Raw genomic sequence first — 16,363 nt, 5'->3', positions numbered from 1 at the left:
AAAAAAGACACTCTCATTTATTGCTGTTGACGTTTATAATGCATGCAATTGAGGTTAAGAAACTAGATTATGTCATCATTACACCCAGTGGATATTGCCCGTGTTGCCAGTGAATCTTTTGCCCTACCAGAAATTTGCGTGCGCATTAGGTCGATGTTAGATGATGGTCAGTCTGATTTAGAAGACATAGGCAAATTGATTGCTTTAGATCCATCTTTAAGCTCTAAATTACTTAAGTTAGCCAACAGTCCTTTATTTAGATTTGAGTCACAAATAGACTCGCTACCTAAAGCCATTAATATCATAGGTGGTGAAGCCTTATACAACCTAGTAATGGCAGAAACCGCCAGTTCAGCTTTTGAACATTTTAGTAGCGATGTTATTGATTTAAAACGGTTTTGGTTGCAAAGCATTTATGCGGCTTTAGTGGCTAAACACTTAGCCAAAATTGTTCGAGTTCGTGGCAGTGAAAGGTTTTTCTTATTAGGATTATTACATAATATTGGCGAATTACTGGTGGCCGTACAAGCCCCAGATATGGCAATTAAATGCAGCCAATACGATGAAAAAACCTCCCCCTGGAAGTTACAACAACAAGTTTTAGGCTTTAACTATGCAATCTGTAGTGCCAAGTTATTAGAGTTTTGGCATTTACCCAGTCAACTGCACTTGCCTGTATTAAATTTACATAATGAAAACCAAGCTTTAGAAGACAAAGATGTGGCCATTATTTACACGGCTGTGCGTGCCGGTATTGCCATGGCCGAGGATAAGCTGTATTCCACCAGTCAACTAGTCACCCCTCTGGTTTTAAACTATTTGAAAATCGAACAAGAAGATCTACAAGACGCAATTAAATTTGCCTCTATGGAAGCCCATGCCGTGTTAAGCATCATGAGCCCCAAACTCTGACCTTAGTTTTTCCACACAAAAGCAGATTATTTCTGACAATTATTGGCTTTGCTGTGCAAAACCTTTATCACTTTCGTTATAATCGGCCATCTTTTTTCCAGGACTTAAGTTTATCAGGCGTATGTCAAAATATTGGTTGTTAATTATTGTGGGATTGCTACCACTCAATTGTTTTGCCAAACAAAATATTATGCGCTCATTGTATATGGCCAATAAGCCTGACTTTGATGAAGAAGATGAACTTTCGATGATTGGTGAGTTTGGCTTTTTGTTAGCCAGCGGCAATACCAATACCTCCACTATTACCGCCAAAATTAATGCCAGCCAAGAGTTACAATCTTGGAGCTACCAAATCATAGGCGATGGTTTGTATAAACAAAGTGAAACCAAAGTAGATGGGATCACTGAAAATACTACTTCAGCCCAAAAAGTGTTTTTATCTAGCCAAATAGATTTTAAACTTAGCCACCCTGACGATAGGTTATTTATATATAGCGAATACGAAAACAATCGTTTTAGTGGCTATAAGTACCAAGCCGCTTTTGCTGCAGGTTGGTCATCTAGGTTGTGGCATGATAGTGAAAGTGAATTAAAGTACAGTGTAGGCCCAGGGTTTGGCATTTCTGAGGCAGAAAAAGACAACACTAATGAAGACCAAAGCGGACTAATAGTAAGAGCCGCAATGGAGTACAAACGTAAGTTTTCTGAACATGCGACTTTCAGGCAATTTCTAAGCACAGAAGCCGATCAAGAATTTACCAAAACCAAATCTGAAACCTCGTTATCAACTCGTATCACAGGCGCCTTAGCCATGAAACTTAGCTTTGTGTTAAATCACGACACAGGTGCCAGTGAAGACAATGAAGCTTTAGATACAGAAGCAGCAGTCACCTTAGTTTATCAATTTTTTTGAGCAACTGAGTCTGACTGAATCAACTTTAAGACAGCATTAACCTTAATATTACTCTTTACCAAAAAAGGATATCCACATGAAATTATCATTTGTACTAATCGGGTTATGTGCCGCGAGCAATGTATATGCTGCCAAAGAAGTGAAGCCTTTTTCAATGGATGGTGAATTTGGCTATATTGCCACCACGGGTAACACCGAAACCACCTCAGTTAAAGGTAAATTATCCGCGCACCAAGAGCTGACTCAATGGAGTAACGACTACATAGTTGAAGCTTTATACAAAAAAGACGAAATCAACAATGTTGAACAAACCACAGCACAAAAATACTTTATGTCGGGTCAAGCTAACTATAAGTTAAAAAACCCTGACCATAGATTGTTTGGATTTGCTTCGTACGAAGATGATAAGTTTAGCAGTTATAATTACCAAGCCACACTCGCCGCTGGTTGGTCACATAAGTTATGGGAAGACGAGAAAAGTAAATTTAATTACAGTATTGGTCCTGGTTATGCGTTTAGTGAAACTAAAGACGGTGAAGAACAAAATGGGCTTATTGTACGTGCAGCATTAGATTATCAGTGGAAAATATCTGACAACGCACAGTTCAAACAATTACTTAGTACAGAAGTGGGTAACGACAATACTAAGTCAAAATCAGAAAGCTCTGTTTCTGCCACTATCACCGAAGGCTTATCCTTAAAAGTGTCTTTGATTTTAGACCATAACTCAGATGTAGCAGACACCAGAGAAAACCTCGATACACAAACAGCAGTTACTTTAGTGTATAGCTTTTTCTAAAAGCTTTTATTTGGTTTAGAATAATTAAAACCGGCAAACATTCTTGCCGGTTTTGACTATTTAGCTAGAGTTAGCCACAAAGATAGTGTGACAAAAAAAATATGATGCCAACTAAATTTAAAAGCTTGATTGTTTTTTATCCTTAGTTGACATTATTAACAGTAAATAACCCAATATTGCACTTAATGCAGAGCCAACTAAAATACCTAGTCTATCAATTCGAGCATACCCTGCTCCACCTTCTGCAAATGCTAACCCGCCTATAAACAAACTCATGGTGAAACCCACCCCACAAAGCACGGCCACGCCTAACAAACTCATCCAAGTCACATCTTTGGGTAAACGAGCAAGCCCAGTTAATACAACTAGGCCTGCACAAAACATCACACCTATTGGTTTTCCTAAAAATAGTCCTAGGGTGATACCTAAAGGCACAGGGTTTAACAAGTTAGAAAATTGTAGACCATCAAAGGAGATTCCGGCATTAACTAAAGCAAATACCGGTAAAATCACAAACACAAGCCAAGGATGAAGATCTTCGATTAAAGACTTAGCAGGTGATTTACTTTGCCCTTCACTAGGAGTGGTAGAAATGAAAAATGCGGTTAGCACTCCGGCTAATGTTGCATGTACGCCCGACTTTAATACGCATACCCACAAAATGGCCCCTAGCATCATAAATGGAAAAGCACTTTTAACTTTAAAATATTTTAAGGTCAGCATTAGGCCAACTATTAACCCGGCGGCAATTAACGATGTAACAGACAGCCCAGAGGTATAAAAAAGCGCAATAATCACTATGGCTATAAGGTCATCTAATATTGCCAAAGTCATTAAAAATACTTTTAGTGCAACAGGCACTCGACTGCCTACAGCCGCTAACACCCCAAGGGCAAAAGCGATATCGGTAGCAGTAGGCACGGCCCAGCCTTTAATACCAGTAGGATCTTGCCAGTTTAACGACAGGTAAACTAAGGCTGGCACAGCCACACCACCAATAGCACCAGCTAAAGGCAAAATTAATTGGGAGCGATCGGATAAATGCCCATGCATTAATTCATGCTTAATTTCTAAGCCAACCACAAAGAAAAAGATCGCCATCCAGCCATCGTTAACCCATAAAAAAAGCGGTTTTTCTATATTAAGTGAACTTAACCTTATTTGTCCCTCTAGGTTCAAAAAAGCCGTATAGAGTGACGAAAAGTCAGAATTCTTTAAAAGCATGGCTAATATTGTGGCGGCAATTAACATAATACCGCCAGCGCTTTCAAAATGAATAAAGCGCTGAATGCTACGGCTAAATTTATCTAGTGGCGAAGTTTCATCATTCATAAGTCACAACAATTTGGTTAAGCTAAATACGGTAAAACGATTACACATCAAATATATACTAGAGCAAAGAAAATAATTAAATTTCGTAATTTTTTTTATTTGTGTTGATGATCACTTTACTGAGAAAGCGGTCGTTGCACTTGGCTTAAATTTAAAAGCACGCTTCGCGCAATCATCCCTGATTGTTTATGTCTCGAATCCCTTCGAGCCAGTTACTTTTTCTTCAACAGCAAAGAATAAAGTAACCAAAAAGATGCCGCCGCCGCTTAAAGTTCTTAACCGCAAAAAATGGCTTATTTTAAGGTCGCGAAATAATGAGTCCCTCCAGATTTCGCTCAAATGGCGTCCTGCCATTTGCCCTTAAAATAAGCCATTTTTTGCTGAAACTTTAAAGGCGGGTAACAGTGGCGGAGCCACTAAAAACAAGCTTTTATCGGCAAAGCCGATGCTTTTTTCTTTTGATTTACCCTCGACTCGAAGCTCGCCACTTATTTGGTGCTTTTTGCAGGGCAATCGCCGGGATGGGCGATTGAGTAATAGTTCGCCTGGAGCGATTTATTACGACCTGCAAAAAGCAGTAAATAAGTGGATGAAGAGCATTGCGTAGAGCGGCCTTTTTTCCTTAGTTTTTGTGGCTGTAGACAAAAAGTAAGTCACACAGAAGGGATTCTGTGTGAAAAACATCAAGGATGATGCGCGAAGCGTGCTTTTAAATTTAAGCCAAGCCCAATGACCGCTATCTGCTAAAAGGCAAAAATCACTTTCTATTGGTCAACAAAAAGTTTGAATGCTGACTTATGCAATTCAACATTAACCAAACTAACAAACCTAAAGTTAGATTTGTTAGTTTAGGTCTTCTAGGATCTTTTTGGCTTCAGCGATTTGCTTGTCGTTACCTTTGGCAATGATTTCATCTAACAACTCTTGGGCTGACTCTTGTTCGCCAATCTCAATATAGGCTAAGGCTAGATCCAGTTTTGCACCTAATCCATCGTCTGCATCCACATCAACCATAGACAAATCGTCTTGCTCACTAACAAATGGTTCAAGTGGCATGTCTAAATCTAAAGCTTTTTCTATGTCTTCGTCAGACTCAGCATCGTTACTTTCGTTTAGCAAAGATTCAACGTCTAAAAAGTCATCTTCTTCATTGTCGTCTAACGGATCTAGGTTTTCTTCAGATAATTCAGAGCCATCTAATAAAGCATTAATATCTAAACCAGAATCATCAACTTGCTCAGTGTCTTCGTCTTCTATATCGATAGACTCTAACAGCTCATCAAAACTGGCTCCTTCAAGCTCATCTAAACTTTCAGTATCTTGCTCTAGGCTGGAACTTTGTTGGTTATCATCACCTAACCAATCGCCTAGACCCGGCATATCGTCGAGTTCACTATTACTTGGGCTTGACTCTTCAGGCGCGAGTTCGTCTAAGGCACTTTCTAACTCACTATCGTCAAAGTCGTTGTCTAACTCGTCTGTGTCACTTGGTGCGACTTTGTGGTCTTTATCTTTTTCAATAAAATCATCGGCAGAAAACTCTAGATCATCCAAAGTATCGATAGACGCACTCTCATTTGAGGTGAGATCTTCTAACACTTCGTCTAGTTCTTCGTTTTCGAAATCTTCAAGGGCCTTTTCAAGTTGATCTTCATCTAAAGTATTGTCATTCGATTCAGGTTGCTCAAACTCTTCTGAAAACTCTGCTTCAAGGGCTTGCTCAAGATCATCGTCTGACTCAATTTCTGGTTCTGACCCAGTATCTATTTCTGGCTCAGCTTCGACTTCTGGCTCATTTTCGATTTCTGGCTCAGATTCTACTTCTGGCTCAGATTCTACTTCTGGCTCAGCTTCGACTTCTGGCTCATCTTCGATTTCTGGCTCATCTTCGATTTCTGGCTCATCTTCGATTTCTGGCTCATCTTCAACTTCAGGCTCAGCTTCGGCTTCTGGCTCTGCTTCGGCTTCTGGCTCATCTTCGATTTCTGGCTCATCTTCGATTTCTGGCTCATCTTCGATTTCTGGCTCATCTTCGATTTCTGGCTCATCTTCGATTTCTGGCTCATCTTCGATTTCTGGCTCATCTTCGATGTCTGGCTCATCTTCGATTTCTGGCTCATCTTCGATTTCTGGCTCATCTTCGATTTCTGGCTCATCTTCGATTTCTGGCTCATCTTCGATTTCTGGCTCATCTTCGATTTCTGGCTCAGATTCTACTTCTGGCTCAGATTCTACTTCTGGCTCAGCTTCAACTTCAGGCTCAGCTTCTAGATCTGTTTCAACTTCAGTGACTTCACCTTCTGTGAAACTTTGCTCATCTAAAACTTCTGAAATATCCACTTCTTGCGAATCAGTCATTTCTTCAGAGTCATCTTGAGCTAATAACTCTTCATCAAGCTCTTCTTCTAAACCGTCTAAATTTTGAATATCTAGTTGAGGTTCGGCCTCATTTTCAAGGTCACTTTCATCTTCGTCAGGCAACATAGATTGCATTTGTTCGATTTGTTCCAACTCATCAATCAAACTGCCTGTAACTTTGTCTAATTCTTCATTTTGCGCTGAAATCTCTTGATCTAGGTTTTGTAAAATTTCTTCATTTATCCCTTGCGAATCATCCACCACCGGATTTTCTGGGGTTTTAGTTACATCTTCGCCAATTAACTCATCTATGCTTATTTCAGGTGGCTCTTCTTCGTCATCATCCACCGCCTGTATGACCACTTCTGGTTCATCTGCAACTTCAGCTAATAAAGATTCATCTTCAATCTCATCATCTTCGCTTGGCGCTGATGGAGGGCTTTGCTCTGCTGTTTCTGCTGTTTCTGCTGTTTCTTCTGCTTCTTCTGTTTCTTCTGCTTCTTCTGTTTCTTCTGTTTCTTCTGTTTCTTCTGTTTCTTCTGTTTCTTCTGTTTCTTCTAAATCTGCTATTTCTTCATCTAATTCATCAGAGCTTTCAGCTAGATCTTCTTCTAGTTCTTCTGTTTCCGTCTGTTCTTGTAGATCTTCAGCACTTTCTTGCTCAAGCGCTTCTTCTACCTCATCTAGCACTTCATCTAAGGACTCATCTGAAGTAGGTAGCTCATCAACGGTTTCTTCTACTTCAGCTAATAAATCATCTTCTTCTTCAAATAAACTATCTAAGTCGTCTTGTTCTACTACATCGGCGCCCACTTCAAATTCGTCATCTAAGGCGTCATCTAGAACTTCATCACCTAAATCATCAAAAGCATCTAAATCTTCGACCAGCGAGTCATCTACACTTTCATCTAAGGCTTCATCTAGCGCTTCATCCAGTGACTCTTCTAGCTCTTCTGCAAGCACATCATCAAGCAAATCTTCATCTTCAAATAAATCATCGCCTTTTGAATCTTGCCCTTCTTCACCTGCAAGTTCAGCGCTTAGCGCATCAGATAAATCATCCATTTCTGCAGTTAATGGATCTAGCGTTAAATCTTCTTCTTCGTCTGGATCAGTATTTGCCGATGAGGCGTCTTTGCGCTTAATCATCCAAATAGCAAAGGCGGCCAGCACCAATAAAACCGGTAGTGTAAATAACAAAATGAGTACTACGGGGTTATCTAACCAAGATTGCGCGGATGCTTTTGCCGCTGCGGCTTTTTCGGCTTCTTCCAAACGGGATTTTTTAAGCAGTTCTTCAATGCTTTCACCCATTTGATTCATTTGTTGGGCTTTAATCTCTTCTTGTGCCCGCATTTGATCGATGTCTTGATTAACTTTGTCGAGTCGTTCAAATAGTTTTTGATTTTCAGTTAAGATACTTTGAACATCATTAATAGATTCGGCAAATTGTTTCCTAATCTCCATAAACTGGCGATTTTGTGCCTCATCTATTGCCCCCAGCTTTTGTTCTATTAAGTTTTTGGTTTGGTCTAAGGCTGCCACTGTTGCCACAGACTGTTCGGGAGAATCCGCTCCCCCTGACTTTAATGCTTGATCTGCACGCTCGGCATTTCTTTGCGCTTGTTTAGGGTCAACTCTGGCAATATAGCGTTCTGAAGGGAGCTGAAGAATTGCCCCGTCTTTCATTAAGTTAAGATTATTACGTTCGAATGCATCAGGGTTAAGCTCGTAAATAGCTTGCATAACCTGATATATAGTTAGATCGTTATTTTGGCGGTAGCGAGAGGCGATTTGCCACAGAGTATCAGACGACTCAATAGGTCCGTAAACTACACCCGAAAGCTGGTCGGCATCATTTTTAGGGCCACGAATTTGAACCTGTTGAAAATCAGCAGCATGAACAGCAGTTATAAAACTAAGCAATAGAAGAAGCTGTACTGCTTTCATTCGCAAATTCATATGGTTCCTTTTCCCCAAAAACACCAACGTCAAAAATACGTTATGCAATCAACACGTCAATCTAGACAGTCAGGCAAACGGCTGTCTGATCACTTTTTTATTCTACAAAATAACGAGTAAAGTCCTACTAATCTTGCCATTTTTTTGACATTTTTAATTAGCATTAATACGCAGAAGCAATTCGTATTCCAAGTTTGAATTGAGAACGTAATTTGTTACTCAACTATAAACTAGAAGACTTGTTTGATCTAGAATCAATACCAGTCAGAGGCTAGTTCTACACTGAATTCAATCAAGGTTAGTCAACGAGTTGACAGCTTTGCTGTTTTATCGGCAATAAATGCCAGAACATGAGGGAGGCCTACTTAACACCAAGTATTAAATAGGCCTTATTTTATAAGGAGGTTAAAGGTAATCGCGGATCAAGACTTCGGCAATTTGTACACTATTAGTGGCCGCGCCTTTACGCACATTGTCTGACACCACCCACATATTGATCCCATTAGGGTGTGAAATGTCGTTTCTCACTCTACCAACATGAGTGTCATCGTTGCCACTAGCGCTGCTGACTTGAGTAGGAAAGTCCTCGCGTTCGCGATGCAGTACTACACCAGGTGCATTAGCCAATAAGTCTTTAACGTCTTCGGCATCAATAGGTGCACGCGTTTCAAGGTGGATAGCTTCACCATGACCATAAAAAACCGGTACTCGTACGGCTGTGGCGTTTACTAGTATACTGTCGTCACCCATAATTTTTTTGGTTTCCCACACCATTTTCATTTCTTCTTTGGTGTAGTCATTATCCATAAACACATCAATTTGCGGGATCACATTAAAAGCAATTTGGCGACTAAAGGCTTGAGTTTTGACTTCTTTAGCACTTAACAGTGCTGCAGTTTGATGTGCTAACTCGTCCATGGCTTCTTTACCCGCACCAGAAACCGACTGATAGGTGGATACGTTAATTCGCTCAATACCCACTGCATCGTGAATCGGTTTTAGCGCAACCATCATCTGAATAGTAGAGCAATTAGGATTAGCTATGATATTGCGGTTTCTAAACCCAGCAATAGCCTGAGGATTCACTTCTGGTACCACTAAAGGGATATCAGCTTCGTATCTAAATTGCGAAGTATTGTCGATCACCACGCACCCTGCTTCTGCAGCTAAAGGGGCAAACTTTTCAGAAACACTTCCTCCTGCAGAGAAAAAGCCAATTTGCACTGTGCTCCAATCAAATTCATCGGCATTCAGCACTGTCACTTCTTTACCCTTAAAGGTCACTTTACCACCGGCAGAACGTTCACTGGCTAAAGGGTAAAGGTTGTTGATTGGAAAATCCCTTTGTTCAAGAATTTCAATCATATGTTGTCCTACTAATCCAGTAGCGCCCAACACTGCGACATCAAAGGCCCGAGACATGGTGTAATTACTCCTAAAAAATTAAAATAAATGTGTAAATAAGCCGCTAGTTAGCAGGCAAAAATCCTAGTTGATAGAGTGCCTTTGAATCAGAAAAATTACCAGTATTTAGCGTGATTGAAGAAAACTCTCTTCTTATAGGATAGTGTTTTCGGATATATCTAAACTGCTCTGCACTAAGCATATTTGCTCTAAAATGGCGGTCATCTTCACTAATATCATAGACAGCTAAGACTAACTCAGGGAATACTTGCCAAAAATCTTGAGTCGCAAGAGTGTCTAAAGCAATAGACTTAGCCTTTGGTAAATATTGCTGTAGAGTTTTAGTAGCAGGTTTAGCCAAAAATTTACACAGAGCTGAATATAACATTTCTGTGCCGCGGGCTTTACCTTCAATGGTATGCCCTGCTATATGGGCGGTGGCTAGTGCAGTATATTTAAGTAATTCAAGATTAATCTTAGGTTCGTTCTCCCACACATCTAACACTAACTGCGGCCCTAATTTTTGTTTTGCTAAGGCCAAGGCTGCATCGTTATCTAACACTTCGCCTCTACAGGCGTTAATTAAAACTTGTTGCTGATTTAATTGGTTTAACACAGCGCTATCAAACATATTCTCAGTGGCATAGGGGCCGTCTTTAATCAAAGGTACATGCAAGCTGATCAAGTCACATTGTAAAATCTGCTCTAACTCAACAAAGTCTCTACTATCACCACTTTTTGCTAAAGGTGGATCACATAATTTATAGGGAATATTTAATTTGCCTAAAATATTTGCCAGTGCAGTGCCTACGTACCCTGCACCTACTATGCCCACTGTTTTTTCTGGCCACTGCCAACTTAAGCGCTGCCCCATGACCATCAAAGCACTGAGTACATATTCAGCCACAGCCACAGCATTACAGCCCCCTGCTGAATAAAATGGGATATTGCGGCTAGCTAGATAGGCGCGATCAATATGATCTGTACCTGCCGTTGCGGTCGCTACCCATTTCAATTGCTGACAGTGCTCTATAAGATCTGCATTAACTTTAGTGGTAGAGCGAACCAAAAGTACATCAGCATCTGCCAACATGCTCGAATTAACCGTTTTATGATTAAATACCTGACATTCGCCCAACTCAGCAAAAAATTCAGCGGCATAAGGCATGCTATCTTCGTAATAAATTTTCATGTTTTATAGGGGCTTAAAAGTTTTGGTTATTATGCCATGCCAGCCCCCCTCTTAGCTACGTAAGCCAGTCAACTAGTTTTGATAACCTGGATTAACCCTATCTAATTTACGTAAAATACCTGGCCATGCTAGCAACCCTCCGGCTGAGCGTGTGACTTGTTCTGCTTGGCTTTGAATTCCGGCCAAGATTGCAGAGTCTATTGGTAGCAACTTTTGCCCGCTAGCTTGGGCTTTTAATTGGATTTGGCAGGCTGTTTCGAGCAAATACATATATAAAAATGCATCGGCGATAGTATGGGCACAGGTTAGCAGCCCATGATTACGCAAAATCATAAAGTGGGTTTGGCCTAAGTCATTGACTAGGCGTGTTTTTTCATCTGGATCCAATGCGACTCCTTCATAATCGTGGTACGACAATGAGGACAAAGGGAATAACGATTGTTGACTTAAAGGCAACAAGCCTTGTTCACTGGCTGACACCGCTATTCCTGCCACAGTATGCAAATGGATAACACAATGTGCATCATGTCTTGCTTCATGTACCGCACTGTGAATAGTAAAACCCGCAGGGTTAATTGCGTAATCTGAGTCCATGACTTTATTGCCATGCAGGTCAATTTTGACCAAGCTAGACGCGGTGACCTCTTCAAACATTAAACCGTATGGATTAATTAAAAAATGCGCCTCATCCCCTGGCACGCGAGCCGAAATATGGGTAAAAACTAAATCATCCCACCCAAACATAGCCACAGCTCGATAACAGGCGGCAAGATCCACGCGCATTTGCCATTCTTGTTCGCTAACCAAATGTTTAACTGACTGCATGTAAATACCTTAGTAGTGGTTTAATCACTATTAAGATAAGCTAACTCGACCGGCTCAAACTGTCGCCTAGTTGACAATTGGAAAGATTATGCAAAAACACCTTTGCCGTTCAATACTACTGCAAAACCCCTGGTATGCCGGTTTACCTAGTGAGCTTGCCGATTCGTTATTAAGCAAAAGTAAAATAAAATCGTTAGCCAGCGGTCAAATGTTGCATCAAAAAAATGATCGAGCGGAAGACTTTTATTGTGTGTTAACTGGAAGAATTCGAGTAAGCAATTATTCGAATGATGGCAAAGAGTTAGTATTAACCTGGATCCCCCCTGGACATTGGTTTGGCGAAATTTCTTTAATTGATAATTTACCTCGCACTCACGACGCCCATGCAGAAGAAGCCTCCACTATTTTGACCATAGATAGTCAAACTTTTAATCATCTTTTTTTTGCTCGAGCACAAGACGCTTTGTACATAAGCAAATTGCTTTGTCAGCGAGTGCGAGCCACCTTTAACTTAATTGATGGGAACGGAAGCTTATCGTTAAAAGGACAATTGTGTAGTAGGTTAAGCCTAATGCAGCAAGGTTTAGAGGAACAACACCCCACAGAGGATCACGCCAAGTTACATATTTCTCAAGATACTTTAGCGCAGCTACTGCAAAGCTCACGGCAAAGTGTTAACAAAGTTCTACAAGAATTACAGCAAGCACAAATAGTTAAGTTAGGGTACGCCAGCATACAAATACTCGATAACCATAGGTTAATGGCGTTAGCACGGATATAAGGCATTTAACGGTATAAATAACCTGTAAAATATTGGGAGGTGCTAAGGCTTAATTTTGTTACTTCAAAGCACCCAATTAACAATCAAAACTAGAGTTGCAATAAACGCCAACACAAATAACACCCCAACAATAACAAAAGGTACAAATGAGGGTTGTTCAAAATCACTTTTATAATTAGCTTGGCTTTGCACACCTAAAACGCTGGCGGCCACACTTTTAAACACTTGCCATAAATTAGTTTTAGTTTTGCTCATTGCACTATCCATTAGGTAAAGCTAACAGCCAATAAAAAAAGCCAGCATAAGCTGGCTTTTAGATTTTTACTAGTATCTTAGTCACTAGCCTTGGTATTTTTGCATAACCAAGGTGGCATTAGTTCCGCCAAAACCAAAGCTATTAGACATCACAGTAGTCAAAGCGCCTTCGCGAGTTTCAGTTACCACGTCCATACCTTTAGCTTCTTCATCTAGATTGTCGATGTTGATTGAAGGAGCGATAAAGTCATTTTCCATCATTAACAAGCTATAGATGGCTTCGTTAACCCCTGCAGCCCCTAAAGCATGACCTGTCATAGCTTTAGTCGCGCTAAGCGCCGGAGTTTTATCACCAAAGACTTCACGGATCGCCCACAGTTCTTTCACATCACCTACAGGAGTAGAAGTGCCATGTGTATTAATATAGTCGATTGGTTTATCTAGGCCTTGCATAGCTTGCTGCATACAACGAATTGCGCCTTCTCCAGAAGGTGCAACCATATCAGCACCGTCAGAGGTTGCCCCATATCCAACAATTTCGGCATAAATTTTAGCGCCACGTGCTAATGCATGTTCTAGTTCTTCAACTACAACCATGCCGCCACCGCCAGCACCAACAAAACCGTCACGATCTGCATCGTAAGTACGAGAGGCTTTAGTTGGATCGTCATTATACTTAGTAGACATTGCACCCATAGCATCAAATTCAGCTGACAAGGTGTAGTGCAGTTCTTCACCACCACCAGCAAAAATAATATCTTGCTTGCCAAGTTGAATTTGCTCTAAGGCATTACCAATACAATGCGCACTAGTAGAACAAGCTGAACTAATAGAATAATTCACCCCTTTAATTTTAAAAGGCGTGGCTAAACAGGCTGAAACCGTACTACCCATACAACGTGTAACCATATATGGCCCAATACGTTTTACGCCTTTTTCACGTAAAATATCGATAGCTTCAACTTGGTTTTTTGACGATGCTCCACCTGAGCCTGCAATAATACCGGTACGCAAGTTCGACACCATATCTTCGGTCAAACCTGAATCTTCAATGGCTTGCTGCATAGCTATGTAAGCATAACCTGCGGCCTCGCCCATAAAGCGCAAAATTTTGCGGTCTATGTGCTCTTTAATATCCAGATCCACTTTTCCCCAAACTTGGCTGCGCATGCCTGCGTTTTTAAATTCTTCAGAAAAAGTGATGCCAGAACGTCCCTCTCTAAGAGAGTTTGTAACTTCATCTTTATTGTTGCCAATACTGGATACAATACCCAGTCCGGTGATAACCGCTCTTCTCATGATTTACCCTTCAAGAAAATTTTGCCCGTATTCTAATGATTTTTACTCACAAACTGGTCTGCTTTGAGCGTACACGTGTTAGCTTAATGGAAATTTTTAAGCATGCAAATAATAACTGCGATTGTTGTGAACTTTGGCATAGCTTAAACTGACATTATTACAATGAGTTATCTGCATTGTTACAAAGCCAAATTTTTTCAATCTTGTTTTAAAAAGAGTCTAATTGTTTTGAATTTAGAAAATGCCAATATACGTTTTAATGAAAACGGCACACCCTATGCTACCGACTTTGCTGACCTGTACTTTTCCGATGCCCAAGGTTTAGATGAAAGTTTGTATGTATTTATTCAAAATAATCATCTACTTGAGCGTTGGCAAACTTGGTCAAAACCCTATTTTGTGATTGCCGAAACCGGCTTTGGTACTGGCCTAAATATTTTATTAACCATCAAGTTATTTGAGCAATTTTGTGCAAATAACAAAAATGTGAATTTTACTCTGCACTTTATTTCCATTGAAAAATTTCCCATTAGTCAAAGCGATCTGCAAAAAGCCTTGGCCTATTACCCAGACTTAGCCCCATATGCCCAAAGTTTATTGGCTCAATATCCCCCCGCATTAGCCGGTTGTCATAGATTAAATTTTTTGTCTAACAAAGTGGTATTAGATCTATGGCTAGGCGATGTTCAGCAAGTTTTAGGGCAAATTGACTGCCCCGCAAAAGGTTTAATTGACGCTTGGTTTTTAGATGGTTTTGCCCCTAGTAAAAACCCCGACATGTGGACCCAAACACTGTTTGAGCAGATGGCATTATTAGCTAAAGATCAATGCCATTTTGCCACCTTCACTGCAGCAGGTTTTGTAAAACGCGGCCTAGTAGAAGCAGGATTTACAGTAGAAAAACGTCCTGGGCATGGACGTAAACGTGAAATGTTAGCAGGGAAAATTACTAAAACTCAGGTTGCTGCCACAGGCCAGCCTTATTATTTTCGTTTACCAGCAAGAGTAAGCCAGCTCTCTCCTAAAGTTGCCATAATAGGAGCGGGAATTGCAGGCGCCAATTGTGCCTATGCCTTAAGTAAAAGGGGAATTAAGTCTACTGTTTATTGTCAAGACCAACAATTAGCCCAAGGTGCATCTGGTAACGCTCAGGGAGGGTTTTATCCACAACTGAATGCCGAAGCCGGACACGCCAGTCAAATTCACAGCCTAGGGTTTAGTTATGCCAGTCGTTTGTATAAGCAGTTACTGAGTTCAGGACAAAACTTTAGTCATGCTTGGTGTGGCACGCTGTTACTGGCTTTTAATCAAAAACTCAAACAGCGTTATGCTAAGTTAAGCCAGAAAGGCACTTGGCCGACTGACTTTATTCATGCAGTAGATGCTCACCAAGCAACTCAGATAGCTAAGATACCTCTGCCTTATTCTGGACTCTTTGTGCCCCTTGGAGGCTGGATTAACTTACCCGAATTGGTCGCCAGCTTAATTCAGCAAGCTGATGCAAAGCTAGCAACAAACAAACAACTCTCTCAGTTAACTCCAAAAGACCAAAGCTGGCAATTAGCTTGGCAAGATGGCAGTGAGACTTATGCCGACCTAGTGATTTTAGCCACAGGCAGTGACAGTGTGGAGATCCAGCAACTGTCTAGTTTGCCTTTTCGTTTGGTAAGAGGACAAGTTGAAGCGATAGAAAGCCAAGGTGAGCTAACTAATTTAACAACGGTTTTATGTCACAAAGGCTACCTCACCCCTGCTTGGCAAGGCAGGCATGCGCTTGGGTCAACCTATATTAAAAATGATCGCGAATGTGATTACAGATTAGCTGAGCAGCACACTAATTTATCTATGCATCAACAAGCTTTGTCATTATGCGATTGGGTTCAGTCAATTAGGCCTACTCAAGCTGGAAGAGCTGCCATTCGATGCAGCACCCCAGATCATCTTCCTATGGTAGGTGCAGTACCTAATGTGGAAGAACAAACTCAACAATATCAGGATTTATACAAAGCCCTTCCGGCCTCACATTACCCGTCACCCATTAACCACCCCAACCTTTTTATGTTAAGTGGCTTAGGCTCTAGAGGCTTAACTACGGCGCCATTATGTGCAGAAATCCTGGCCAGCCAAATTCTTCAGCAACCCCTGCCCCTAAGCAATCACCTGTTGGCGGCCTTAAACCCCAATAGATTTTTGATCAGAGGCTTAATACGCCGACAACTGTAAGCATCTATGCACACAAAGACATTTAACGATTAGGTTGATAACGCCAGTATTTTTTGTGAAGTCATTAGCAAATCTATACACTTGCCCACCTCTCAAGTAGCGGCATAT

At 40.8% G+C, this 16,363-nt stretch carries 12 protein-coding genes; 5 read left to right on the top strand and 7 right to left on the bottom strand.

Translation table 11 applies throughout. From position 1 onward, the window contains the following. The first annotated feature begins 69 nt into the window (after positions 1–69). The 3 genes from ACVCDT_RS09360 to ACVCDT_RS09350 all read left to right on the top strand — a co-directional run bounded on the left by ACVCDT_RS09360 (position 70) and on the right by ACVCDT_RS09350 (position 2,624). The gene (locus tag ACVCDT_RS09360; RefSeq protein ID WP_447132506.1) at positions 70–912 is read left to right on the top strand and encodes an HDOD domain-containing protein; all 843 of its coding nucleotides are present in this window, start codon (positions 70–72) and stop codon (positions 910–912) included. A gap of 121 nt (positions 913–1,033) precedes the next feature. After that, positions 1,034–1,825, top strand: a complete 792-nt coding sequence (locus ACVCDT_RS09355; protein ID WP_447132505.1) for a DUF481 domain-containing protein — start codon at positions 1,034–1,036, stop codon at positions 1,823–1,825. Positions 1,826–1,901: 76 nt separating this feature from the next. Beyond that, the gene (locus ACVCDT_RS09350; protein ID WP_447132504.1) at positions 1,902–2,624 is read left to right on the top strand and encodes a DUF481 domain-containing protein; all 723 of its coding nucleotides are present in this window, start codon (positions 1,902–1,904) and stop codon (positions 2,622–2,624) included. Positions 2,625–2,741: 117 nt separating this feature from the next. Here ACVCDT_RS09350 and nhaA read toward each other — a convergent pair whose 3' ends face one another. The 5 genes from nhaA to ACVCDT_RS09325 form a co-directional block, all read right to left on the bottom strand. After that, a complete protein-coding gene (gene nhaA / locus ACVCDT_RS09345; RefSeq protein ID WP_447132503.1) occupies positions 2,742–3,956 on the bottom strand; it encodes a Na+/H+ antiporter NhaA in 1,215 nt (404 codons plus the stop codon). An 843-nt stretch (positions 3,957–4,799) separates the two neighbouring features. Then, entirely contained in the window at positions 4,800–8,276 is a 3,477-nt protein-coding gene (locus ACVCDT_RS09340) for a FimV/HubP family polar landmark protein (protein ID WP_447132502.1), read from the bottom strand. 405 nt (positions 8,277–8,681) lie between these two features. Continuing rightward, positions 8,682–9,698 (bottom strand): aspartate-semialdehyde dehydrogenase, encoded by a 1,017-nt coding sequence (locus tag ACVCDT_RS09335; RefSeq protein WP_447132501.1) that lies wholly within the window; start codon positions 9,696–9,698, stop codon positions 8,682–8,684. 46 nt (positions 9,699–9,744) lie between these two features. Continuing rightward, positions 9,745–10,872: a 4-phosphoerythronate dehydrogenase gene (locus tag ACVCDT_RS09330; RefSeq protein WP_447132500.1), complete on the bottom strand. Its 1,128-nt coding sequence runs from the start codon at positions 10,870–10,872 to the stop codon at positions 9,745–9,747. 72 nt (positions 10,873–10,944) lie between these two features. After that, complete coding sequence (locus ACVCDT_RS09325) at positions 10,945–11,697, bottom strand: class II aldolase/adducin family protein (protein WP_447132499.1); 753 nt, start codon at positions 11,695–11,697, stop codon at positions 10,945–10,947. 88 nt (positions 11,698–11,785) lie between these two features. Between ACVCDT_RS09325 and ACVCDT_RS09320 the strand changes: the two genes are divergently transcribed. Then, entirely contained in the window at positions 11,786–12,478 is a 693-nt protein-coding gene (locus tag ACVCDT_RS09320; protein ID WP_447132498.1) for a Crp/Fnr family transcriptional regulator, read from the top strand. Positions 12,479–12,541: 63 nt separating this feature from the next. Here ACVCDT_RS09320 and ACVCDT_RS09315 read toward each other — a convergent pair whose 3' ends face one another. Next, on the bottom strand, positions 12,542–12,733 hold the full coding sequence (locus ACVCDT_RS09315) for a DUF2970 domain-containing protein (protein ID WP_447132497.1): 192 nt from the start codon (positions 12,731–12,733) through the stop codon (positions 12,542–12,544). Between the two features lie 84 nt (positions 12,734–12,817). After that, positions 12,818–14,032 carry a beta-ketoacyl-ACP synthase I gene (gene fabB / locus ACVCDT_RS09310; RefSeq protein ID WP_447132496.1) on the bottom strand — a complete coding sequence of 405 codons (1,215 nt, stop codon included), beginning with the start codon at positions 14,030–14,032 and terminating at the stop codon, positions 12,818–12,820. Between the two features lie 228 nt (positions 14,033–14,260). Here fabB and mnmC point away from each other — a divergent pair, with 228 nt between their 5' ends. Beyond that, the gene (gene mnmC / locus ACVCDT_RS09305) at positions 14,261–16,255 is read left to right on the top strand and encodes a bifunctional tRNA (5-methylaminomethyl-2-thiouridine)(34)-methyltransferase MnmC2/FAD-dependent 5-carboxymethylaminomethyl-2-thiouridine(34) oxidoreductase MnmC1 (protein ID WP_447132495.1); all 1,995 of its coding nucleotides are present in this window, start codon (positions 14,261–14,263) and stop codon (positions 16,253–16,255) included. The last annotated feature ends 108 nt before the right edge of the window (positions 16,256–16,363 follow it).

Source organism: Paraglaciecola aestuariivivens (assembly GCF_052983255.1).
The sequence above is the reverse complement of the archived record's forward strand: the minus strand, read 5'-3'. Positions and strand labels throughout refer to the sequence as shown.

Bases quoted from the DNA above. Each gene is read 5' to 3' on its own strand.
- ACVCDT_RS09360 (WP_447132506.1), top strand. From the start codon at position 70: ATGTCATCATTACACCCAGTGGATATTGCCCGTGTTGCCAGTGAATCT.
- ACVCDT_RS09355 (WP_447132505.1), top strand. From the start codon at position 1,034: ATGTCAAAATATTGGTTGTTAATTATTGTGGGATTGCTACCACTCAAT.
- ACVCDT_RS09350 (WP_447132504.1), top strand. From the start codon at position 1,902: ATGAAATTATCATTTGTACTAATCGGGTTATGTGCCGCGAGCAATGTA.
- nhaA (WP_447132503.1), bottom strand. From the start codon at position 3,956: ATGAATGATGAAACTTCGCCACTAGATAAATTTAGCCGTAGCATTCAG.
- ACVCDT_RS09340 (WP_447132502.1), bottom strand. From the start codon at position 8,276: ATGAATTTGCGAATGAAAGCAGTACAGCTTCTTCTATTGCTTAGTTTT.
- ACVCDT_RS09335 (WP_447132501.1), bottom strand. From the start codon at position 9,698: ATGTCTCGGGCCTTTGATGTCGCAGTGTTGGGCGCTACTGGATTAGTA.
- ACVCDT_RS09330 (WP_447132500.1), bottom strand. From the start codon at position 10,872: ATGAAAATTTATTACGAAGATAGCATGCCTTATGCCGCTGAATTTTTT.
- ACVCDT_RS09325 (WP_447132499.1), bottom strand. From the start codon at position 11,697: ATGCAGTCAGTTAAACATTTGGTTAGCGAACAAGAATGGCAAATGCGC.
- ACVCDT_RS09320 (WP_447132498.1), top strand. From the start codon at position 11,786: ATGCAAAAACACCTTTGCCGTTCAATACTACTGCAAAACCCCTGGTAT.
- ACVCDT_RS09315 (WP_447132497.1), bottom strand. From the start codon at position 12,733: ATGAGCAAAACTAAAACTAATTTATGGCAAGTGTTTAAAAGTGTGGCC.
- fabB (WP_447132496.1), bottom strand. From the start codon at position 14,032: ATGAGAAGAGCGGTTATCACCGGACTGGGTATTGTATCCAGTATTGGC.